The following is a 22,807-nucleotide window of genomic DNA, read 5'->3' on the forward strand; positions in this document are numbered from 1 at the left end:
AGAGGATTACCCCCATGTCCGATGACATCAAGAACAAGGCGGTCGAGGCTGAAACGCTGGTGCAGGAAGTGACCGCTGTCACCCTGCCCGACCCAACCGCCGAAATCGTCTTGCTTGAAGAGGCCGACGAACCTGTCAGCGCCGAAATCCGCAAGCGCATGGATGAGATCGACATGGATAATACCAATTCCATCGTCGCGTTCGGGTCGTCTGCCCAGGCGGAATTGCAGGAAATCAGCCAGGCCATGTTGGCGGATGTCCGCAACAAAGATGTCGGACCTGCCGGGGACAGTCTGCGCAATATCGTGACGACGATCCGCGGATTTTCAGTCAGCGAGTTGGACGTCCGGCGCGAACGCAGCTGGTGGGAAAAGCTGTTGGGCAAGGCTGCGCCTTTTGCCCAATTTACCGCCAAGTTTGAAGATGTTCAGGGGCAGATCGACAGGATCACCGACGACTTGCTGGGCCACGAACATACGCTACTGAAAGACATCAAGTCGCTGGACCTGTTGTACGAAAAAACGCTGGGCTTCTATGACGAGCTTGCGCTGTATATCGCAGCAGGTGAAGAAAAGCTGACCGAGCTGGACAGCCAGAACATCCCCGAAAAAGAAGCCGAAGTTCAGGCAGCTCCCGAAGACCAACAAGTCATGAAAGCGCAAGAGCTGCGTGACCTGCGCGCAGCGCGGGATGATCTGGAACGGCGTGTTCACGATCTGAAGCTGACGCGACAGGTAACGATGCAATCGCTGCCCTCGATCCGGTTGGTGCAGGAAAACGACAAGTCGCTGGTGACCAAGATCAACTCGACGCTCGTCAACACCGTGCCTCTGTGGGAAACGCAACTGGCGCAGGCCGTCACCATCCAGCGTAGCGCCGAGGCGGCCGCGGCCGTGCGTGATGCGAATGACCTGACGAATGAGCTGCTGACCTCGAACGCGGCGAACCTGCGTGAGTCGAACAAGATGATCCGCGAGGAAATGGAACGCGGTGTGTTTGATATCGAGGCGGTCAAGCAAGCCAATGCTGACCTGATCGGTACGATCAACGAAAGCCTTGCAATTGCTGACGAAGGCAAGGCCAAACGCGCCGCAGCCGAACAGGAGCTGCAGAAGATGGAGACCGAGCTACGCGACACCCTTGCCTCTGCCAAGGCGCGCAAAGACGGCGTCGGCGACAACGCTGGAACTGCGGTTTCGAGCTAAAGGCAGGCTGGGCGTGCAAGTGCCGGGATATCTGAAACCTCTGTTGGGTATGGTGGCGCTGTTGGCGCTGGCCAATTGCGATGAGGCGCTGACGTCGTCCGTCGTGCCGCAACCGCGCCCGGTTGCACCTGCACCGGCACCTAATGCTTATGTTCCCCCGTCTGCGGCAAGTCAAGATCTGGCCCGGTTCTATCAGCGGGTCGAACGAGACCTGCTGACCCGCGACATGTTGCGCGTGGATGGAGGTGGCCCCGACACACCCTATGATGCCGATGATCTGGCCCGTAATTTCGAGGCTATTGCCTTTTACAGCGAATACCCCGATCACGCTGTAACCACGCGCATTCGGCGAACGGACGGGCAGCTTAGCCGGTGGGCGGGACCTGTGCGAATTCAGACCGAGTTCGCCCCGTCTGTGGCACCCGAGATACGCGCAAAAGACTCCGCCGACGTCGAGGCATTTGCGGAACGGCTGAGCAAATTGACGGATCATCCAATCTCGGTCGTCAATCGCAAGGCCAATTTCCATGTCTTCTTTGCAGGCAAAGATGACAGCGCCTATGTGGTGAAACGCCTGAAACAGCTGATTCCCGGTATCAGCACGCCTTCACTGGATTTGGTAGCAAACCCGCGTGCCAATATTGACTGCCTTGTTTTTGCGTCTCCGACCAATACCTCACCGTATAAATTTGTGCGGGCTGTCACGCTCATCCGGGCTGAACTGCCAGACCTCACCCGGCGCAGCTGCATCCACGAGGAAATTGCGCAGGGGCTTGGATTGTCCAATGACAGCCCGGCGGCACGGCCTTCGATTTTCAATGACAATGACGAGTTTGCGCTGTTGACCAGCCATGACGAAAAACTTCTGACAATGCTTTATGATCCCCGACTTGAGCCCGGTGTGACAGCCGAGGACGCCCGCCCGGTGGTCCGGATTATTGCTCGCGAATTGATGGGCCAGCAGCTCTGAGCCCAAGGAAAGGAGACCCCAATGGGTATTTTCGATTTTCTGACCGGAGAGTTTATCGACGTCATTCACTGGGTCGACGACACCCGTGACACCATGGTCTGGCGGTTCGAGCGTGAAGGACATGCTATCAAGTACGGCGCCAAACTGACGGTGCGCGAAGGACAGGCAGCGGTATTCGTGCACGAGGGACAACTGGCAGACGTGTTTACGCCCGGTCTTTATATGCTTGAGACCAACAACATGCCGATCCTGACGACGCTGCAGCATTGGGATCATGGATTTCAATCACCCTTCAAGTCCGAGATCTATTTCGTCAACACGACGCGTTTCAATGATCTGAAATGGGGCACCAAGAACCCGATCATGCTGCGCGACCCGGAATTCGGACCGACCCGTATCCGCGCCTTTGGCACCTACACAGTCCGGGTCAAGGACCCGGCGAAGTTCCTGATTGAAATCGTTGGCACCGATGGTGAATTCACCATGGATGAGATCAGCTTTCAGATCCGTAACATCATCGTGCAGGAGTTCAGCCGCGTTATCGCAGGATCGGGCATTCCGGTGCTGGACATGGCCGCCAACACCGCCGATCTGGGCAAACTGATCGCGGCCGAGGTCTCGCCCGTGCTGGAAGGGTACGGGCTTGAAATGCCGGAGTTCTACATCGAGAACATCTCGCTACCGCCTGCGGTCGAGGCTGCGTTGGACAAGCGGACGTCGATGGGATTGGCAGGCGATCTGGGCAAGTTCACCCAGTATTCCGCCGCCGAGGCGATGACTGCAGCCGCCAACAACCCCGGACAAGGTGGAGGCATGGGTGCGGGTCTTGGCATGGGCATGGGCATGGCGATGGCCAACCAGATGGCAAACATGGCAGCGGGTCAACCAAGCGGCCCGTGGGGCGGTTCCGCCCCCGCTGCGCCGCAACCGGCGGCGCATGCGGCACCGCCACCTCCTCCGCCGGTCGAGCATGTCTGGCATATCGCGGTAGACGGGCAGACCACCGGGCCGTTTTCCAAGGCCAAGATGGGCCGCATGGCGACCGACGGTGATATCACCCGTGACACCCATGTCTGGACCGCCGGTCAGGACGGATGGAAAAAGGCCGGTGACGTGCAGGAACTGGCGCAACTGTTCACGATATTGCCACCACCACCGCCGGGAAGCTAACCTTGTGGCTGACGCCGGTAAGACAGCTCCTTATTCCCAACGCGATATCGCGTGCGCGGTCAAAATGTCCGCGCTTCTGGGATGGGCAGGAGTTATTGGCGTTCCGGTTTTCTCCTACGCGTATCGAAATGGATTTGATCTGAACTCGCTGTCCCTTGTTTTCTGGTACGCGTTGTTTGGCCTGCCAATTTCTCTTTTCATCTGTTGGCTAGTGGTCAAACCGTTTTTGCGCATCTTGATGCGGCGCACCGTTAGCTATGTCCGCGCTGCTTTCTGGGGCGCGGGAATTGGGTTTGGCCTTGTAGCCGTTTGGGTTGCCATAAGCCGCTACCGTGGTTGGCGAAAGTCACAGAACCCCGACACTAGGTTTGGGTTTGGCGACGCTAACGGAACAATCGAAGAAAACGGCATTTTGACTGATTATGGCTGGTGGCGGCTCGCCGAGAACTCTTTCCAATTTATTCTGATCTGCGTCCTCGCTGCGTTGATCGTGCGCCTGATTATCGGGCCCGGAAAATACCCCCCTCCAATCAAGGTTCACCCATGACAGACGAACACCGCTTTCCCTGCGAGCAATGCGGCTCGGACTATCGGTTCAATCCGGGCGACGGGACCCTGACCTGCGATCATTGCGGGCATTCGGAATCCATAGGTGCCGGACCGTGGGGCGGTGCCAGCCTGAAAGAGCTGGATTTCAACGCGGCGCTGGCGAACAAGCTGCCGGAAGCAGAAATCGAGGAAACGCGGGTTCTGTCCTGCCCGAACTGCGCAGCTCAGGTTGAGTTTGACCCGAACACCCATGCGGCCGAATGCCCGTTCTGTGCCACTCCGGTAGTCACGGAGACGGGAGTTAACCGGCATATCAAGCCAAAAGGCGTGTTGCCCTTTGCTCTGGATGAACGGTCGGCTCATAAGGCGATGTCGAGCTGGCTTGGCAAGTTGTGGTTCGCACCCAACGGGTTGAAGGACTATGCCCGCAAAGGCCGCAAGATGCAGGGGATTTACGTCCCCTACTGGACATTCGACGCAGATACCAAGTCAGCTTATCGCGGTGAACGCGGAACGGTGTACTACGAAACCCGGACCGTCATGCGTGACGGCAAGCGCGTGCAACAACAGGTCGCAAAAGTGCGTTGGTCCCCAAAATCCGGCCTGGTTGCTCGGTTCTTTGACGATGTTCTGGTGCTGGCGTCCCAGTCCTTGCCCAAAACGTATACTGACGCGCTTGAGCCTTGGGATCTACCGGCGCTTGAACCTTATCAGCCCGAGTATCTGGCCGGTTTCCGGGCAGAAGCATATACTGTCGAACTGCAGGATGGTTACACTGAAGCCCGCGCGCATATGGCCCGCGTGATCGAACGGGATGTTCGGTTCGATATCGGTGGCGACCGACAGCGCATTCACGCAATCGACACTGACGTGCGGAATGTGACCTTCAAGCACATATTACTGCCCGTCTGGCTGGCCGCGTACAAATACCGGGGGCAGACCTATCGTTTCGTTGTGAATGGCAGAACGGGGCGCGTTCAGGGTGAACGCCCGTGGTCAGCCATCAAGATCACGATCGCTGTTGTCCTGGGCCTGCTGGTCGCGGCGGGTGTCGGGTACATGATGGCAACGGGTCAGCAATAGAACCGCGTCGCGTTCATGTGCAATTTTGGCGGTTTAACCGCTTGAACATCGTTGATCCCGCCGCCATCCTGCGCCTCGTCTGCACGAAGGGGAGAGCAGTGTGACGCTATCCGATCTGGATCAACTACTGGCCGAGCGGCACTCTTGCCGGGCGTTCCGACCTGAACCCGTTCCCAAGGACCAGATCGAACAGATTCTGACCTGTGCGTCACGTGCCCCCAGCTGGTGCAATGCGCAGCCCTGGAACATCGTGATCACCAGTGGCGCCGAGACTGACGCGTTCCGAAAAGCACTGCAACACGAAGTCACAACCGGCGCACCGGAACCCGACCTGCCGTTCCCGACGGCGTATACCGGTATATATCAGGAACGCCGCCGTGAATGCGGCTGGGCATTGTACGAAGCCGTCGGCGTACAGCGCGGGGACCGTGCAGGTTCAGCCCAGCAAATGATGGAAAACTTTGCACTTTTCGGCGCGCCGCATTGCGCGATCATCTCAAGCCCTGCGGACCTTGGTCCTTACGGAGCGATGGACTGCGGTGGTTTTGTCATGGCCTTCACCCTCGGCGCCCAAGCGCTGGGGGTGGCCACAATCCCTCAGGCCGCGGTGGCCAGCTATGGTCAGTTCCTGCACCGGTACTTTGGTATCCCCGATGACCGCTTGATCTTGTGCGCAATCTCTTTCGGCTATTCCGATACAGACCACCCTGCAAACGGGTTTCGAACCAGCCGTGCCGGTCTGGACGAGATCGCACGCTGGGTTGAATAACCACGCCAACAAACGGAGAACGGATTTGCGCGCACTGCTACAAAGGGTTTCCCGGGCCAAGGTCTCGGTTGATGGACAAACGATCGGACAGTCTGGCCCTGGGTTGATGATCCTGGTCTGTGCGATGAAAGGCGATGATGAACAAAAGGCCGGGCAGCTTGCGGCCAAAGTATCAAAGTTGCGCATTTTCAAAGATGAAAACGGCAAGATGAACCGCTCTGTCGTTGATGTGGGTGGCTCGGCTCTGGTGATCAGCCAGTTTACGCTGGCCGCCGACACGTCGCGCGGGAACAGGCCAGGGTTTTCCGAGGCTGCGGCCCCGGATGAGGGGCAGCACCTGTATGAAGAGTTTGCGCGGCGGTTGCAGGCGCATGGTGTGGCCGTCGAAACCGGGCAATTCGGTGCCGACATGGCGGTAGAGCTGGTTAATGACGGACCAGTCACGATTTGGATGGAAAGCTGATGGATCAGAGGCAACAGGCAATTCGCATTTGGCAGGCTGGCGTTGATGCGGTTGACGGAATAAGGGCCACCAAAGCTGTTCTGGATGGGGTTCCAACGCCCGACCAGATCTTGGCAGTCGGCAAGGCAGCCGCAGCAATGGCCAGCGCGGCATTGGAACATTTCGGCCCGCGTCCAACGCTGGTTGTCACCAAGGATGATCACGGACGCGGTCTGCCGGAACATGTTCAGCTGATCGAGGCCTCACACCCCGTTCCGGACGCGCGCAGCCTTGAGGGCGGTCGCGCCCTGCGGGCCGCGATCGAGGCTATGGCACCCAATTCTCATGTGCTGCTTCTGGTTTCGGGCGGAGCCTCATCCCTGGCTGAGGATTTGCTGCCGGGAAACACTTTGAGTGATCTGGAGCAGCTGAACGGCAGGCTGCTGTCCGAAGGGATGGATATCACCGCAATGAATGCCGAGCGTCGCAAGCTGTCCCGGATAAAGGGCGGTGGGCTGCTGGCCCATTTCAAAGGGGCAAAAGCCACCGTTCTGGCAATCTCGGACGTTCCCGGGGATGATCCGAATGTCATCGGATCGGGGATCGGTGCCTTGCCCGAAACTTACGAATTTAACGCCGTGACCCAGATTGTTGCGTCGAACGCTCATGCGCGTTCTGCGGCAGCAGATTTGGCGCGTCGTGAAAGCCTGCAAGTATTGGCCAATGAAGAATGCCTGCACGACGACTTCTTGCACGTCGCTTCCCAACTGGGACAACGCCTGAGGGATATGCCCCCGGGTGTCATGGTGTTCGGCGGTGAGCCTACGGTTGTGTTACCAGATCAGCCGGGCCGCGGCGGGCGTAATCAGGCGCTGGCTCTGGCGCTGGCCCGTGAAATAACCGGGACCTCGGGTCTGACGCTGGTCGTTGGCGGAACAGATGGAACCGATGGCCCGACCAATGCCGCCGGAGCGGTGGTTGATGGCACGACCTGGGGCGACGGTGCTGAGCATGCCCTGCAGAATGCAGATAGCGGCAGTTTTCTGGACGCCGCCGGCGCTTTGTTGGTGACGGGTCCGACCGGAACAAACGTGATGGACCTTGTTGTCGCAATCAGGCGATGAATTGACGATTTTCAAACACCGGGAAACGCAAAAGACCGTGACACTTCCACAATGACGCGCTCGCTCAATTCGCTATGCGATATCGAAGACTTACCGGATGTCGGCATAGTGATGCCCGACGGGTGTCGCCTGTCAGCACGAGTCTGGCGTCCGGTAGATGCAGACAGCAACCCCGTTCCGGCCATTTTGGAGTTTCTTCCCTATCGCAAGCGTGACGGTACGGCGACGCGTGATGCCCTGACCCATCCTTGGTTTGCCAAACGCGGCTATGCTTGCATTCGTGTGGACATGCGCGGCAATGGAGACAGCGAAGGGTTGATGGAAGACGAATACACTCAGCAAGAGCTGGATGATGCCGTTTCCACAATTCAATGGCTGGCGGATCAGCCGTGGTGTTCGGGTACCGTTGGGATGATGGGAATCAGCTGGGGCGGGTTCAACGCGCTTCAGGTTGCCGCCCTTCAACCCGCGCCGCTGAAAGCAATTATCTCCCTGTGTTCAACCGCAGATCGTTACGCAGACGACATCCATTACAAGGGCGGATGCTTGCTAAATGAAAACCTGGGTTGGGGCGCGACCATGTGGTCGTACTCATCCCGCGCACCGGATCCTGCGCTGCGCCCCAACTGGCGCGAGTTGTGGCTTAAGCGTTTGGAAAACCAAACGTTCCTGCCCTCGACCTGGCTGCGCCACCAGACGCGCGACGCCTATTGGCAGCATGGCTCTGTCTGCGAGGATTTCAGCGCGATCCGCGCGGCGACTTTGGCCATAGGCGGTTGGGGGGACGCGTACAAGAATACCGTGCCGCTGCTGGTCGAACAGCTTAACGCTCCGGTCAAGGGAATCGTGGGGCCATGGGTGCACAAATACCCGCATTTCGCGGTGCCCGAACCGAGGATCGGTTTTCTTCAAGAGGCACTGCGTTGGTGGGATCATTGGCTGAAAGGTCTGGATAGCGGAGTTGAAACCGACCCCGACTACCGAGCGTATCTGATGGACGGGGTCCGTCCACATCGATGGTACAACGACAGACCGGGGCGCTGGATCAGCGAACAGACCGGCGCAACCTCACATCTGTCCAACCTGACCTTGAGCCTGTCCAACGCTGGACTTGGTCAAGATGAACCGTTGGATACCCGGGTTCGTTCGCCTCAAACCTGTGGCATGGACGGCGGTGAGTATTGCGCCATTTGGCTGGGCCCCGACATGCCCGGTGATCAGCGCACCGATGATGCGGTGTCCGCCTGTTTCGATGGGCCGCCTTTGTCGGAAGACCTGGATATAGTCGGTGCACCGCGCATTTGCCTGAATGTCAGCGCCGACCGCCCGCAAGCACAGATTGCCGTGCGGTTGAACCACATCCACCCGGACGGAGCTTCGACCCGGATTACGTATGGCGTTCTGAATCTGTCGCACCGTGACAGCCACGCGCAACCAACTCCGTTGACGCCCGGAGCGCCCTACGAAATCTCATTGGACCTGGATCACATCGCCTATCGCGTTCCCAAAGGACATCGCGTGCGGGTGGCTGTGTCCAGCGCGTATTGGCCGCTAATCTGGCCCTCACCCGAACCCGTCGAACTGCACCTGACAGGTGGTACGATTACGATCCCGATCCGGCCGACCGCAGGTGATGATGAACATGTGTTTCAACAACCCGACTCTGAAACCCCTATTGACGTGACGTTCCTGCGGGACAGCAGCAATTCTCGTCGGGTGGAAACTGACATGAATTCAGGTGAAACCAGCCTGATTATCGAAGATGATTTTGGTCGTGTGACCGACAATCACCACGGGCTAACGTATGGTGGCACAGCCGATGAACGCTGGACTATCCATCCCGACGACCCACTATCCGCGCACGGGCAGTGCCGCTGGTCACAAGAGATCAGTCGGGACGGGATAAACCTGCGGACCGAAACATCCTGCGAAATGTGGTCGGATCGCGAGAGCTTTTTTCTCAAGGCGCAGATAAGTGCCTTTGAAAACGAAACTTTGGTATTTTCGAAACAAACGGAGGACGCCGTTCCACGCAACCAGATGTGATATTTTGGCGACCAAAGGGCAGACATTTGTCCTTGCTCGGTAGACCGAAATGCGCCTAACTTGACTCATGCGTCAATAAAAAGCCCATCAAGGGCTGAAATCCATTCAACTGGGAGACCACTAAATGAACGAACAACTCACTCACATGGCCGGTCAGGTCACTGCGGGCAAACTGACCCGTCGCGAATTCATGGGGAAAGCGGCGGCTCTGGGTGTGTCGGCGGCGATGGCCAGCACCATGTTCGCTGACGCTGCGCGCGCGGCAGGACCAAAGAAGGGCGGCGACCTGAAATTTGGCCTGCAGGGCGGCGAATCCACCAATTCGCTGGATCCGGCGACCTATGCCAGCTCGGTGCCGTTCCAGAACGGCAAACAATTCGGCGACCAGCTTGTGGAAGTTGCGCCCGACGGGTCGATCGAGCCGCGCCTGGCTGAAGCCGTCGAAGGCAGCGCGGACGCCAAAGTTTGGACGTTCAAACTGCGTCAGGGCGTCGAATTCCACAACGGCAAGACCATGACCAGCGAAGACGTGCTGAAAACCATGGAGCGCCACTCGAACGAAGACTCCAAGTCCGGTGCCCTGGGTATCATGAAGGGCATCGAGTCAATGAAGGCCGATGGCGACAATTTCCAGGTCACACTGACCGAGCCAAATGCCGACTTGCCTTATCTGATGGCCGACTATCACCTGATCATTCAGCCTGATGGTGGAATGGAAAACCCAGGTGCGGGCATTGGCACCGGACCATACCAGTTGGAAGTCGACGAGCCCGGCGTACGCCACGTGTTCAAGAAGTTCGCCAACCACTGGAACCCCGATTTCGGCAATTTCGACAGCGTCGAAGTAATTGTCATCAACGATGCGACTGCCCGTACGGCTGCTCTGCAATCCGGTCAGGTTCATGCGATCAACCGCGTCGAACCAAAGGTTGCCGATCTGCTGGGCCGCGCCCCGAACTTGACGGTCCACTCGACCGCCGGCCGTGGACATTATGTGTTCATCATGCATTGCGACACCGCGCCGTTCGACAACAACGAACTGCGGCTGGCGCTGAAACACGCAATCAACCGTCAGGACTTGGTCGACAAGGTTCTGCGCGGCTACGGCACAATTGGCAACGACATGCCGATCAATGCGGCATACCCGCTGTTTGACGGCTCTATCCCGCAACGCGACTTCAGCCTTGAAAAGGCGGCAGAACACTATGCGAAGTCGGGCCATGACGGTTCGCCGATCATCCTGCGTGTTGCAGATGGCGCCTTCCCGGGTGCCGTTGACGCAGCGGCCCTGTTCCAGCAAAGCGCGGCTCAGGCCGGTATCCCGCTGGAAATCAAGCGCGAGCCCAACGATGGCTATTGGTCCGAGGTCTGGAACGTTCAGCCGTTCTGCGCATCCTATTGGGGTGGCCGTCCGGTGCAGGATCAGATGTACGCGACAGCGTATCTGTCGACTGCCGACTGGAACGACACCCGCTTCAAGGTGCCAGAGTTCGACGAAATGCTGTTTGCAGCACGGGCCGAACTGGACAACGACAAACGCAAGGACATCTACAGCAAAATGGGCATGATGGTCCGCGACCAGGGCGGTCTGATCTGCCCGATGTTCAACGATTTTGTCGAAGGCGTCACCAATCAGCTCGAAGGTTGGGAAAGCGACCCAACCCAAGAGATGATGAATGGCAACATGTCACGCAAGATGTGGTTCGCCTGATAGGGCCCACGGATAATGCATCCTATCATCAAACTGGTTTCCCAGCGCCTTGCGCTGGGACTCCTGCTTCTCTTCGGTGCATCGGCTCTGATTTTCGGCCTCACCGAAGCCCTGCCTGGGGACGCTGCGCAAGCGGTCCTTGGCCAATCCGCAACCCCCGAGGCGCTGGCAAACCTACGCGAGGAAATGGGCCTCAACCGTCCCGCTCTAACCCGATATTTCGAATGGCTGGGCGGCATCCTGCAGGGCGATCTGGGTCAGTCTTTGACCAACAAACTCGACATCGCAGAAAGCATCGGAAAGCGCTTGGGGAACACCCTGTTCCTGGCATGTGCTGCAGCCGTCGTTTCCGTGCCGCTTGCTATCTTTCTAGGCCTTCTGGCCGTTCGGTACCGCAACCGCTGGCCTGACAAACTGATTTCTGCAATCACCCTGACAACGGTTTCGATCCCGGAATTCCTGATCGGTTACGTGGTGATCTACTTCGTCTCGGTGAAACTGGGCTGGTTCTCCTCACTCGCAATGATCAACGATACAATGTCCTTCGGGCAAAAGCTCAATGCCATCGCCTTGCCTGCCTTCGTTCTGACACTGGTGGTTCTGGCGCAGATGATGCGAATGACCCGCGCTGCGATCTTGAACCTGATGCAGTCGGCCTATATCGAAACGGCTGAACTGAAAGGCCTCTCGAATTTTCAGGTCATTGCGCGCCACGCGTTTCCCAACGCGATTTCCCCTATTGTCAACGTTGTGATGCTGAACCTGGCCTATCTGGTTGTGGGCGTCGTCGTTGTCGAAGTGGTGTTCGTATATCCCGGCATGGGGCAATATCTGGTGGATTCGGTGACCAAGCGTGACGTGCCAGTCGTTCTGGCCTGCGGCGTCGTCTTTGCCGCGGTCTATATCGGGCTCAACATGGTTGCCGATATTGTGTCTATCCTTGCCAACCCAAGACTGAGGCATCCGAAATGATGAAAAACATTCCTATTTCGGCCGCCGTCGGTCTGTTTTTCACCGGACTGTACTTTTTCATAGCGATCGCAGCCCCACTGATCGCCCCTTACGGAATGGCCGAAGTGGTCGGTGATGTGTGGGAACCGTCAAGCGCCGAGCATCTGCTGGGCACGGACAATATCGGGCGCGATCTGCTGACACGTATGATCTATGGTGGTCGCACGACCATCTTTATCGCTGCGATGGCTACGATCCTCAGCTTTATCACTGGCACCTCGCTGGGCCTTTTGGCTGCGGTTCTGGGTGGTTGGGCTGACCAAGCGCTGAGCCGGACGGTTGACCTGATCATGTCGATCCCAACGCTGATCCTGGCACTGGTTATCCTGGCGATTGTTCCGGTTACCGTTCCGATCCTGATCCTTGTGATGGGGCTGTTGGACGCCACACGTCCTTACCGACTGTCTCGATCGGTCGCCGTGGACATCAACGTGATGGACTATGTCGAAGCCGCAAAGCTGCGCGGTGAAGGCCGGCGCTGGATCATCTTCCGGGAAATCCTGCCAAACGCTCTGTCGCCTCTGGTGGCTGAATTCGGGCTGCGGTTCATCTTCATGGTCCTGTTCATCTCGACCCTGTCGTTCCTGGGCCTGGGCGTCCAACCGCCGCTGGCGGACTGGGGCGGCATCGTGAAGGAAAACAAGGACGGAATCGTCTATGGCATCGGCGCGGCCCTGTACCCCGCTGTAGCCATCGCGACGCTCGCCATCTCGGTCAACCTTGTTGCTGACTGGGTTTTGAACCGTACCACATCGCTGAAAGGAGGCCGGGGATGAGTGATACCCTACTCAAGGTCCGCAACCTCAAGATTGGCGCGACCGTCTATCCGCCCGGCGAAAAGCCCCATGACATCGAAATCGTGCACGGGGTCAGCTTTGACCTCGAACGCGGCAAGGTGTTGGGGCTGATCGGTGAATCCGGTGCCGGTAAATCGACCATCGGTCTGGCGTCTATGGCTTATGGCCGCGGTGGCGTCGAACTGACCGGTGGCGAAGTCTGGGTCAACGGGCGCGACATTCTGAAATCTCCGCACAGCGATATCCGCAATCTGCGTGGTGGCGAGGTTGCCTATGTCTCGCAATCCGCGGCCGCGTCGTTTAACCCGGCCAAGAAGATCATGGATCAGGTGGTCGAAGCGGCGGTCGAACATAAGAAGTTTTCGCGTAAAGAGGCCGAAGGTCGTGCGCGTGAACTGTTCGCCAAGCTGGGGCTGCCCGATCCGGACAATATCGGTGATCGTTATCCTCACCAGGTCTCGGGTGGTCAGCTACAGCGTTGCATGACGGCGCTGGCGCTGTGCCCCGAGCCTGATCTGGTGGTGTTTGATGAACCGACCACTGCACTGGATGTGACCACTCAGATCGACGTTCTGATGGCGATCAAAGAGGCCATTCGCGATACTGGCGTTGCTGCGCTCTACATCACGCATGACCTCGCCGTTGTTGCTCAGGTCAGTGATGACATCATGGTTCTGCGGATGGGCAATACGGTCGAGTATGGCAATACCGACCAGATCATCAACAACCCGCAGGAAGAGTATACCAAGGCGCTGGTTTCGGTCCGCTCGATCGAGCACGAAGAGAAAAAACCCACACCGGAATCGGTATTGAGCGTCGAAGGTATTACCGCGCGCTACAAGGGTTTGAATTTTGACGTGCTACACAACGTCAATGTCGAGCTTCATCCGGGGCAGACACTGGCCGTCGTCGGTGAATCCGGTTCGGGCAAGTCGACACTGGCGCGGGTGATCACAGGCTTGCTGCCGCCGCGCGATGGTGAGATCACCTTTGCTGGCCGCAAGCTTAGTGGCGATCTGAAGGGCCGCAGCCGTGAAGACCTGCGCGAGCTGCAGATGATCTACCAGATGGCTGACGTGGCAATGAACCCACGCCAGACGGTTGGTACGATCATCGGACGCCCGCTGGAGTTCTACTTCAACATGCGCGGTGCCGAAAAACGCAAGCGGATCGTCGAACTGTTGGATGAGATCGAACTGGGCGAAAAGTACATGGACCGCTATCCGGCGGAACTGTCAGGTGGTCAGAAACAGCGTGTCTGTATCGCGCGGTCGCTGGCAGCCAAGCCCAAGATGATCATCTGTGACGAGGTCACCTCGGCACTTGATCCACTGGTTGCGGACGGCATCCTGAAACTGCTGCTGGACCTTCAGAAGATCGAGGATGTGGCGTACCTATTCATCACCCACGATCTGGCGACGGTGCGCGCGATCAGCGATAGCATCGCTGTGATGTATCAGGGCCGCGTGGTTCGCTATGGGTCGAAAAGGGAGGTGCTGAGCCCGCCGTTCGACGACTATACCGACCTGCTGCTCAGTTCCGTCCCCGAGATGCATCTGGGTTGGCTGGAAGAGGTCGTTGCCCACCGCAAAATGGAAAGCGCCGGAAACTGACCCCTGCCCTTTCCGTGACAGGTAAGTGAAAAATTGAAATCCCGGCGCTTGTTCGATGACAGGTGTCGGGATTTTGCTATTGGGGGCGCGAACGGGCAGACCCCTGATCGCGAATCCCCTAGGGTCGCCGGAAATATCTAGTCAAAAGGCCAATGACATGGACCGCAAACTACTCCTCATCATCCTGGACGGTGTTCCGTGGCGCAATTTCCGACGGTTGTTCGGTAACCTTGAAGGTTGGGTCGACAGCGGTGAGGCGCGGGTCTGGAAGCTACGCGCTGTTCTGCCATCCACGTCGGCCAGCTGCTATGCCTCGATCCATACTGGTGTGACACCGCAGGAACACGGCTGTACCGGCAACGGCAATGTCTTCCGCCTGAGCCACAAGGACGTTTTCAGCCAGGTACGAGATGCTGGTGGCGTAACCGGCGCTGTCACCCACAACTATTGGTCGCAGTTCTTCAACCGCCACCCGTTCGATTACGTCCGCGATATCGAATATGATGAGCCTGAGAGCAAAACGATCAACCACGGTCGCTTTCACACCATGACAGGCTATGGCAAAGCCAATCAGATGACCCCGTCCGACGTTGATCTCTATGCCACTCTGACCAATCTATGCCTGCGTCATGGGCTGGACTACGGCCTGCTGCATGCCTGCACATTGGACAGTATGGGGCACCGTTTTTACCACGATTGCGAAGAGATGGACCACGCTTGCTTCGTAGCTGACGAGATGCTGGCACCTTTCATCCCGCGTTGGCGACAACTGGGGTACGACGTGATTGTGACCGCTGATCACGGACAGGATGAGCGGGGACACCACGGCGGGCGCAGCCCGCTGCAACAGGAAACCGCGCTGTATTATTTTGGCGACGCCGAAGGCCCCGAGGTCGACACGGTGATCGACCAGCTGCAACTAGCGCCCACGATCCTGAACCGGATGGGTGCGCCCATTGCCGAAACGATGAAGGCGAAACCGTTCCTGAAGTGAGAGATCAGTCGTAGGGCCAGATCTGCTGGCCCAGCGCCTCGATCGCGACCGAAATCCTCTCAAAACTGTCTGCCGCGCGCTTCACACTTGTACGCGCGCGCAGATATCCGTGAACGAGGCCCGGCTCGTTGATCCAATGCGCCTGGCCTCCGGCGGCGGAAATCTTGTCGCAATAAGCGGCGCCATCATCCCGCAGCGGATCACAATCTGCAGTCGCCACCACGGTCGGCGGAAGACCCGAGAAATCTGTGTCTTGAAGCGGCGCGAAGGTCGGATCATCTTGCGGGACAGTGCCACCGCAACGTACCTTTTCGTAGAAAACGATCTCATCCAGCGTCAAAAGCGGCGCGTGGGCGTGTTCGATATACGACCCGTTCGCGCTGTCGCCGCCCAAACCTGGGTAGATCAGCACCTGCCCCAGCACATTCTCCAACCGCCCTCGCCCATATTGGGCGACCGCTGCCGCCAGATTGCCACCGGCACTGTCACCCGCAAGGACAATAGGATCGCCAAACTCCTGCACGGCCCAGTTCGTAGCGGTCCAGCCGTCCTGAAACTGCGCAGGATGTACGTGTTCGGGGCACAGGCTATAGTCGACGGCCACGACCCGATACCCGGTTTGCGCGCAAATCTCGGCGCAGACGTCGTCGTGGCTGTCCAATCCGCCAACAACAAAACCGCCACCATGAAAATAGATGACGGTTCGTGTCGGGTGACCGGCATTGTAAACGCGGACAGGCACACCATCGGCCTGCCTGTCCTGTGTTTCGACCCCTTGTGGGCGGGGTTGGCGAAAGTCGCGACACATCGTGTCGTAGACCCGGCGCTGATCCTCGATCGTAAGGTCGACCGCATCATCCGGATAGCTTTCAGCCGTTCGTTTTATGAACGCCCAAGTCTCTTCATCAATCAGACGTTCATAATCCATGTTTCCTCCCGGTCAGGCAGCCCACTCCCACGGCCGGGTGAACGATCCCAGCACTTTGCTGACATCGTCCTCTGCGGAACCCTTCGCGTCAAGCTGCGCAACGAGTCCACGTTTCTTATCGTCGATGACCGAAATGACCCGTGCCTCAAGACCAGCCTCTTCCAACGCGCCGTTATAGATACGCGTGATCGCCTGTTTGCGGAGCTCAGGCTTAAAGACCTTACCGACAGCAGTTTTGGGCAGCTCGTCCAGAATGGTCATGTGCTTGGGTTGTGCCGCACGTTCATGGACATGCACATTGCAATACTCCATCAGCTCTTTCTCGGTCACCGAGGCGCCATCGACCAGTTCGACAAAGGCGCATGGCACCTCGCCCGAATAGGCGTCAGGCTGCCCGATGGCACCGGCAAACGCGACAGCATCGTGCCCCAGCAGAGCTTCTTCGATCTCGGCCGGGTCAATGTTGTGACCGCCGCGAATGATCAGGTCCTTGGCACGACCTGTGATCCACAGGTAACCGTCCCCGTCAAAGCGTCCCAGATCGCCTGTGCGCAGGTACTTGTCGAAGTGGTACAGATCTACGTTCTTGTCCGCCTCGGTATAGGTGTTACCGGCGAAAACGCCCGGATTCGAAATGCAGATCTCACCAATTTCATCTGCGGCGCATTCCTTTGGTCCGTCCGGACCATCCTGCAGGATTTTCACATCCGTATAAGGGAACGGAATACCGATCGAGCCGATCTTCTTTTCCCCGTCCACCGGGTTGCAGGACACCAGACAGGTGGCTTCGGTCAGACCATAGCCTTCCACGATGGTCACGCCGGTTGCCTCTTCAAAGCGTCGGAACAATTCGACCGGCAGAGGCGCTGAGCCCGAAAATGCCGTTTTCACGCTTGAGATGTCCGCATCCACTGGGCGCTGCATTTTCGCGGCAATTGCAGTTGGGACGGTGATGATGAACGTCACTTTCCAGCGTTCGATCAGTTTCCAGAAATTGTCGAACACGCCGTCGCCGCGATATCCAGCAGGCGTCGGGAAAACCACATGCGCGCCGGATGAGACGGCAGCCATCATGATCACATGCACGGCAAAAACGTGGAACATGGGCAGCGGGCACATGATCACGTCTTCTTCGGAAAACAGCAGCGTGTTTCCAAGCCAACCGTTGTAGATCAGGCCCGAGTATTTGTGCTGTGCGACCTTCGGCATACCGGTCGTGCCGCCAGTGTGGAAATAGCAGGCAACGCGATCTTCCTTGCTGTCTTCAAAGGTCAGTGTCGTCGGTTGCTTGGACAGTTCCTTGTTGAAGTTCTTATAGTCCGCATGCGCCAATTTTTCCTTGTCGCCCATTTTGGGACGCAGGAACGGCACCAGCCAGGATTTCGGCGGCGTCAGATAACGGTTGAGGTCAATCTCAAGAATGGTCTTGACGTTGGGCGCATGGCGCACCGCCTCTTCGACCTTCTGCGCCACATCCGTCTTTGGGAAGGATTTCAGCGTCACGACCACCTTGGCACCGGTTTCACGCAGGATTGCTGCGATCTGCTCGGGCTCAAGCAGCGGGTTGATCGGGTTCACGATCCCTGCGACCGCGCCACCCATCAGGGTGACCAGCGTTTCGTTACAGTTGGGCAGCACATAGGCCACCACGTCTTTCTCGCCGACGCCCAAAGACCGAAACAGGTTTGCCGCCTGATTGACTTTGCCCAACAGTTGCGACCACGTCAGCGTCTCGGCCTTGTCTGTCGGGCCGGACATGAGCTGAAAGCTGACCGCATCACTGTCTGGGTATTTGCCTGCCGTGCGCGACAGTAACTGGTGGAACGTGACCGGAACATCCCGATCCTCCCACGACATTTCCTGCTCGATCCTCGCCTTGTCTTCCAAACCCACAAATGCCATGTGGCTCCTCCCTGTTCTTCTCCCACGTCTTGCGCGGCTTTTTTCCATGACAAGATGGAAGCAAAACCACGCGGGTGCAAGCGAGGGGTAGAGAGGCCGCGCCCAAATTTATAGAATTACGCAGCGGCGCAAAATTGATTGCCCTGACGTCAGGCTATTCTGCTGCAACGCCGTCGGTGAATTGCAAGCGCGCCAGACGGGCATACAAGCCATCCTGAACGACCAGATCCGCATGCGTGCCTTGCGCAACGATCTGACCGGCCTCCATCACCACGATCCGATCCGCTTTTTTAACTGTCGCTAGACGGTGGGCCACAATCAGTGTGGTGCGCCCGGCGCGCATCTGGTCAACGGCGCCCTGAACCGCGCGTTCGCTTTCAGCATCCAGGGCCGAGGTCGCCTCGTCCAGCAGCAGAACCGGGGCATCCCGCAGGATCGCACGGGCAATCGCAATGCGCTGTTTCTGACCGCCTGACAGCATAACGCCGCGCTCACCAACAAAGCTGTCATAACCTTCGGGCAGTTTCGAGATGAACTCATGCGCCGCGGCTGCGCGCGCGGCCGCCTCAACCTCGGCATCCGTGGCGTCCAGACGCCCGAACCGAATATTCTCGCGGGCCGAGGCTGCAAAGATGATCGGATCCTGGGGCACCAAAGCCATGTGCTGCCGGAAATCGGACCGGTCGAGATCACGTAGGTCAACGCCGTCCAGACTGACATGACCTGCGTCCGGATCGTAGAACCGCTGGATCATCTGGATCACTGTGGTTTTGCCTGCACCCGATGGACCAACGAAAGCCACGGTTTCACCCGGTTTGATCGAAAGGGTCAGATGGTCCAGTGCCACCACATCCGGACGGGCCGGGTAGCGGAAGGTGACATCATCGAACCGAAGCTCACCGCGCACAGGTGCTGACAGGGGTTTGGCCTTGGCTGGATCGATCACGGTATCCTGCGCGTTCAGCAATTCCACCAGACGCTCGGTCGCGCCGGCTGCACGTTGCAGCTCGCTCCAAATCTCAGAGAGGGCGGCGACAGAGCCGGCCATGATGATTGAGTAGATCACGAACTGGATCAGAACACCTTCGGTCATCACGCCGTTGCGAACGTCGTTTGCCCCCATCCACAACACGCCGACGATGCCCGAAAATACAAGGAAGATAACGATTACCGTCATCACGGCGCGCGTTTGTATACGTCGAAGAGAAACCGCATAAGAGGTTTCGGTCATTTCGCCGAACTGCTTCCGGCTGGCTTTTTCATGTGTAAAGGCCTGAACGGTTTGAACCGCGCTCAGTGCCTCGCCTGCGTTGCCCGACGAGGCTGCGATCCAGTCCTGATTTTCGCGGCTGAGGACCCGCAGACGACGCCCCAGAACAAGTATCGGCACCACCACCACCGGGATCAGCAAAAGCACCAAACCCGTTAGCTTGGCCGAGGTCAGCAGCATCAGGACCAAACCACCCGCGAACAAAAGCATATTGCGCAAGGCAATGGATACGGACGATCCCAGCACAGACTGAATCAGGGTCGTGTCCGTGGTGATACGGCTGAGCACCTCTCCGGTCATGACCCGTTCGTAGAACTCGGGGCTCATTCCTATGACGCGGTTAAACACGGCCTTGCGGATATCGGCCACGACGCGCTCACCCAACCGGGTGACCAGCGCATATCGGATGCCAGTTCCCACCGCCAAAATCGCGGCAATGCCCAGTGCCGCCAGAAAGTACCAATCCAGCAGCTCGCCATCTTCAATTCGGAAATTGTCGACTACTCGGCGTACCGCAAGTGGCAGGGTTAGCGTCATGCTGGCCGTCAACACCAGTGCCAGTACCGCACCCGTCATCAGAGCCCGATACGGCTTCATAAATGGCCAAAGAGACGACAGAACGCCTATCTTCCGAGATCCAGCACGCTCTTCCGTGGCACCGGGTGCAGGTTTGCCCTTGGGCGTGGCTGAGGCAGAGTTCGCCATAATTGGCCCTTACGTCTTTTTCGCACTTAAGTGTTCGCTTCTTGGCGGCCGCGGCAAGCCGGGTCAAGAACCACAATATATGACCCCACATAAAAGGGCCATTTGACGCAGAATTTATAGGCTGATTTGGAGCGGGCGGCGGGAATCGAACCCGCTTCATCAGCTTGGAAGGCAAGCATCTTAATCACTGCTAAAACAACTATTTCAATGCACTATTAGAATAAATACAGTCGTTTTGCAGGTTATATGTCGGAGAAAAATTCTTGGAGCGGGCGGCGGGAATCGAACCCGCTTCATCAGCTTGGAAGGCTGAGGTAATAGCCAGTATACGACGCCCGCTCAGCTCGAGCGGGTCTATTTCATCCCGAATTTGCGGTCAATAGAGGATTTGTTTTTTTTCAGACAACTGATCTTTGTTGAACAAAAAATCTGCAGCTGAATCGCAGGCAAGTTATGGAGTTTGGCCAAAAAGTAAGCTGTCAATTTTTTAATAGAACCAACGGAACAATCAAAGTGTCCCTGTTCCCATCGGAACTGTTCGAATGTCCCCATTGCGTACAGAACGGGCATTCGTCTTATTGGCGGCAAGGACTGCACTGAGCCCATTATGTGATTTTGATTTTTCGCTGCGCACGCTCGCTGCGGATATTTTGCCGCATGGGAATCGGCCGTTGTACCGCGGCGCGGCGAGAAAACCGGCGTTCACACCTCGGGCGGCATTGTTGACCTGCCCAATTAGGGTTGGAGCTGACATTTAGAATGTTGAACTCCAATATCTGCTGCAACAACCCATAGCGGTATGCGCGGACACAAACGTCACAGGAAAGCCCTTTTTAAAAAGCGACGCATTCATTGGTTTGAGATAAACCGAGCTGTTGCGATGAGACTCATACAGCGCAAAGCAACGCTAAAGACCTTTCGTGAATTTTGTTCACCAACTGAGCCGGTTTATTGAATTTTCAACACAAGACAATTGCGCTTTATTGGTGTTGTTGAGGGGCGTAGATGGTTAGACGCACGCGAAGACAAGAGACATCAGAAACCGGATTGGAACCGGGAGCACTGCCTGCATTTCAGATTGGGGGTGCTTTGAGGCCGCTGTCGTCCTTGGAATTGGCAGCCATCGAAGCGCATGCCTATGACATTCTTTCGACAGTGGGTATGGTCGGCTTGCCGGCAGAGGCAACCGAACGGGCGATTGCTGCAGGGGCGTGGCGTCGCCCTGACTGACGCCTTTGTTTTTCAAATGAGATGATCAGAAATGCACTGTCTCGCGCTCCAAGAAAGATCACGTTACCGGGGTTCACTGCAGACAGGGATTTGCAGATCGGCGGCAGCCGGGTTCACATCGGGACCGGCGGAGCGGCGGTTCAGACTCTGGATGCCGCAACCGGCGCCTACAAGGACAGCTCACTAAGCGACCTCTACGATCTAATGCGCGTATTGGATGCATCGTCGAACATCCACTATGGTGTACGGCCCGTTGTTACCAGGGATTTGACCGACCCGTTCGAGCTGGACATCAACACCGCATTTGCCTGCCTCAAAGCCACTTCGAAACCAATTGGCATCAGCTTTTGCGAGCCTGACCACATCGACCCGATAGTTGAGTTGTTCGATATAGCGCTCGGCCACAAACATGCATTCCGGGAAAGACCGTTTTGTATGGCAGTGATTGTCCATGTGGTTCCCCCGCTGACCTATAGCGCCGAAGGAATACTGATGCTGGAGAAGGCCGTGAGAGCAGGCATGATCCCGCAGATTTGTTCGGCTGGCCAGGCAGGTGCGACAAGTCCGGTCACCTTGGCCGGCGCATTGGCACAGGGCTTGGCAGAGTCGCTCGCTGGCCTAGTGGTGGTTGACGGTATCCAGGCGGGTAGCCCGTGCATTTATGCGCTGATGCCCTTCATTTCCGACTTGCGCACCGGAGCCATGAGCGGTGGCAGCGGTGAAGCAGCGATCGCCAATGCTGCCGCGGCCCAGCTTCTGGCCCATATCGGCCTACCATCCACAGTCTCGGCGGGTATGACGGATTCCAAGATGGTGGATGCCCAAGCGGGCTATGAAAAAGGCTACACCGTCGCCCTGGCCGGACATGGCGGCGCCGACATGATCAACCTTTCCGTGGGGATGCTGGGCTCGATCATGGTGGCCAGCCCCGAAGCGATGGTGATCGACGACGACATGTGCGGGGCAATCCTGCGCAGCATCAGGGGAATTGAAGTGAGTGTGGAGACACTCGATCTGGACGCGGTGGAACGCGTCGTCACCCAGGACGGTCATTATCTGGGGGAACTCGAAACGCTCAAGCGCATGAAGTCAGACTATCACTATCCGGCTCTTGCCAATCGCCAAAGTGTCGATGACTGGGTTGCTGCAGGCCGTCTTTCGATCTGGGATCAGGCACGGACCCGCGTGACCGAGATACTGGCAGCACCGCATTCGGCACATCTTGATGCAGAGGCTGAAGCACGTATTCGAGCCAACTATCCCATCCATCTTCAGCCCTAAAGAGGAG

18 protein-coding genes, 1 tRNA gene and 1 pseudogene are annotated in these 22,807 nt (G+C 57.6%); 16 read left to right on the forward strand and 4 right to left on the reverse strand.

Annotation, left to right across the window (positions count from 1 at the left end; all coding sequences use genetic code 11):
• Nucleotides 1-14 precede the first annotated feature (14 nt).
• From AC2FFP_RS01625 to AC2FFP_RS01690, 14 genes are all read left to right on the forward strand, one after another.
• Entirely contained in the window at nucleotides 15-1,205 is a 1,191-nt protein-coding gene (locus tag AC2FFP_RS01625) for a toxic anion resistance protein (protein ID WP_058275612.1), read from the forward strand.
• 49 nt (nucleotides 1,206-1,254) lie between these two features.
• A complete protein-coding gene (locus AC2FFP_RS01630; RefSeq protein WP_282119213.1) occupies nucleotides 1,255-2,175 on the forward strand; it encodes a DUF2927 domain-containing protein in 921 nt (306 codons plus the stop codon).
• Between the two features lie 21 nt (nucleotides 2,176-2,196).
• Nucleotides 2,197-3,345 (forward strand): SPFH domain-containing protein, encoded by a 1,149-nt coding sequence (locus tag AC2FFP_RS01635; RefSeq protein ID WP_496767790.1) that lies wholly within the window; start codon nucleotides 2,197-2,199, stop codon nucleotides 3,343-3,345.
• 64 nt (nucleotides 3,346-3,409) lie between these two features.
• On the forward strand, nucleotides 3,410-3,892 hold the full coding sequence (locus AC2FFP_RS01640) for a hypothetical protein (protein ID WP_496767788.1): 483 nt from the start codon (nucleotides 3,410-3,412) through the stop codon (nucleotides 3,890-3,892).
• Nucleotides 3,889-4,977 (forward strand): TFIIB-type zinc finger domain-containing protein, encoded by a 1,089-nt coding sequence (locus AC2FFP_RS01645; protein ID WP_496767786.1) that lies wholly within the window; start codon nucleotides 3,889-3,891, stop codon nucleotides 4,975-4,977. The genes AC2FFP_RS01640 and AC2FFP_RS01645 overlap by 4 nt, the downstream gene beginning before the upstream one ends.
• A gap of 100 nt (nucleotides 4,978-5,077) precedes the next feature.
• The gene (locus tag AC2FFP_RS01650) at nucleotides 5,078-5,746 is read left to right on the forward strand and encodes a nitroreductase (protein WP_496843586.1); all 669 of its coding nucleotides are present in this window, start codon (nucleotides 5,078-5,080) and stop codon (nucleotides 5,744-5,746) included.
• A gap of 25 nt (nucleotides 5,747-5,771) precedes the next feature.
• Nucleotides 5,772-6,209, forward strand: coding sequence for a D-aminoacyl-tRNA deacylase (gene dtd / locus AC2FFP_RS01655; RefSeq protein ID WP_496738122.1), 438 nt, complete (start codon nucleotides 5,772-5,774; stop codon nucleotides 6,207-6,209).
• A complete protein-coding gene (locus tag AC2FFP_RS01660; protein WP_496843588.1) occupies nucleotides 6,209-7,312 on the forward strand; it encodes a glycerate kinase type-2 family protein in 1,104 nt (367 codons plus the stop codon). The genes dtd and AC2FFP_RS01660 overlap by 1 nt, the downstream gene beginning before the upstream one ends.
• 51 nt (nucleotides 7,313-7,363) lie before the next feature.
• Nucleotides 7,364-9,358: a CocE/NonD family hydrolase gene (locus tag AC2FFP_RS01665; protein WP_496767777.1), complete on the forward strand. Its 1,995-nt coding sequence runs from the start codon at nucleotides 7,364-7,366 to the stop codon at nucleotides 9,356-9,358.
• Between the two features lie 124 nt (nucleotides 9,359-9,482).
• Entirely contained in the window at nucleotides 9,483-11,069 is a 1,587-nt protein-coding gene (locus AC2FFP_RS01670) for an ABC transporter substrate-binding protein (protein ID WP_108859350.1), read from the forward strand.
• Between the two features lie 15 nt (nucleotides 11,070-11,084).
• Nucleotides 11,085-12,041, forward strand: a complete 957-nt coding sequence (locus AC2FFP_RS01675) for an ABC transporter permease (protein WP_058276793.1) — start codon at nucleotides 11,085-11,087, stop codon at nucleotides 12,039-12,041.
• Nucleotides 12,041-12,856, forward strand: a complete 816-nt coding sequence (locus AC2FFP_RS01680) for an ABC transporter permease (RefSeq protein ID WP_108859503.1) — start codon at nucleotides 12,041-12,043, stop codon at nucleotides 12,854-12,856. Before AC2FFP_RS01675 ends, AC2FFP_RS01680 begins: the two co-directional genes overlap by 1 nt.
• Entirely contained in the window at nucleotides 12,853-14,490 is a 1,638-nt protein-coding gene (locus tag AC2FFP_RS01685) for an ABC transporter ATP-binding protein (RefSeq protein ID WP_496767775.1), read from the forward strand. Before AC2FFP_RS01680 ends, AC2FFP_RS01685 begins: the two co-directional genes overlap by 4 nt.
• A 157-nt stretch (nucleotides 14,491-14,647) precedes the next feature.
• The gene (locus AC2FFP_RS01690) at nucleotides 14,648-15,484 is read left to right on the forward strand and encodes an alkaline phosphatase family protein (RefSeq protein WP_496880645.1); all 837 of its coding nucleotides are present in this window, start codon (nucleotides 14,648-14,650) and stop codon (nucleotides 15,482-15,484) included.
• Between the two features lie 4 nt (nucleotides 15,485-15,488).
• On the opposite strand, the gene AC2FFP_RS01695 is transcribed toward AC2FFP_RS01690, so the two are convergent.
• From AC2FFP_RS01695 to AC2FFP_RS01710, 4 genes are all read right to left on the reverse strand, one after another.
• Nucleotides 15,489-16,412 (reverse strand): alpha/beta hydrolase, encoded by a 924-nt coding sequence (locus AC2FFP_RS01695; protein WP_496880646.1) that lies wholly within the window; start codon nucleotides 16,410-16,412, stop codon nucleotides 15,489-15,491.
• A gap of 12 nt (nucleotides 16,413-16,424) precedes the next feature.
• Entirely contained in the window at nucleotides 16,425-18,314 is a 1,890-nt protein-coding gene (locus AC2FFP_RS01700; protein WP_496880647.1) for an acyl-CoA synthetase, read from the reverse strand.
• A 154-nt stretch (nucleotides 18,315-18,468) separates the two neighbouring features.
• Nucleotides 18,469-20,289, reverse strand: coding sequence for an ABC transporter transmembrane domain-containing protein (locus AC2FFP_RS01705; protein WP_496880648.1), 1,821 nt, complete (start codon nucleotides 20,287-20,289; stop codon nucleotides 18,469-18,471).
• Between the two features lie 264 nt (nucleotides 20,290-20,553).
• Nucleotides 20,554-20,628, reverse strand: a tRNA-Gly gene (locus AC2FFP_RS01710).
• 666 nt (nucleotides 20,629-21,294) lie between these two features.
• Here AC2FFP_RS01710 and AC2FFP_RS01715 point away from each other — a divergent pair.
• Both AC2FFP_RS01715 and AC2FFP_RS01720 read left to right on the forward strand, forming a co-directional pair.
• A complete protein-coding gene (locus AC2FFP_RS01715; protein WP_496767765.1) occupies nucleotides 21,295-21,519 on the forward strand; it encodes a hypothetical protein in 225 nt (74 codons plus the stop codon).
• An 18-nt stretch (nucleotides 21,520-21,537) separates the two neighbouring features.
• Nucleotides 21,538-22,800, forward strand: a pseudogene (locus AC2FFP_RS01720) (trimethylamine methyltransferase family protein); the annotation flags it as partial.
• Nucleotides 22,801-22,807: the final 7 nt, after the last annotated feature.

This window comes from Ruegeria sp. YTSC004, from assembly GCF_059609805.1.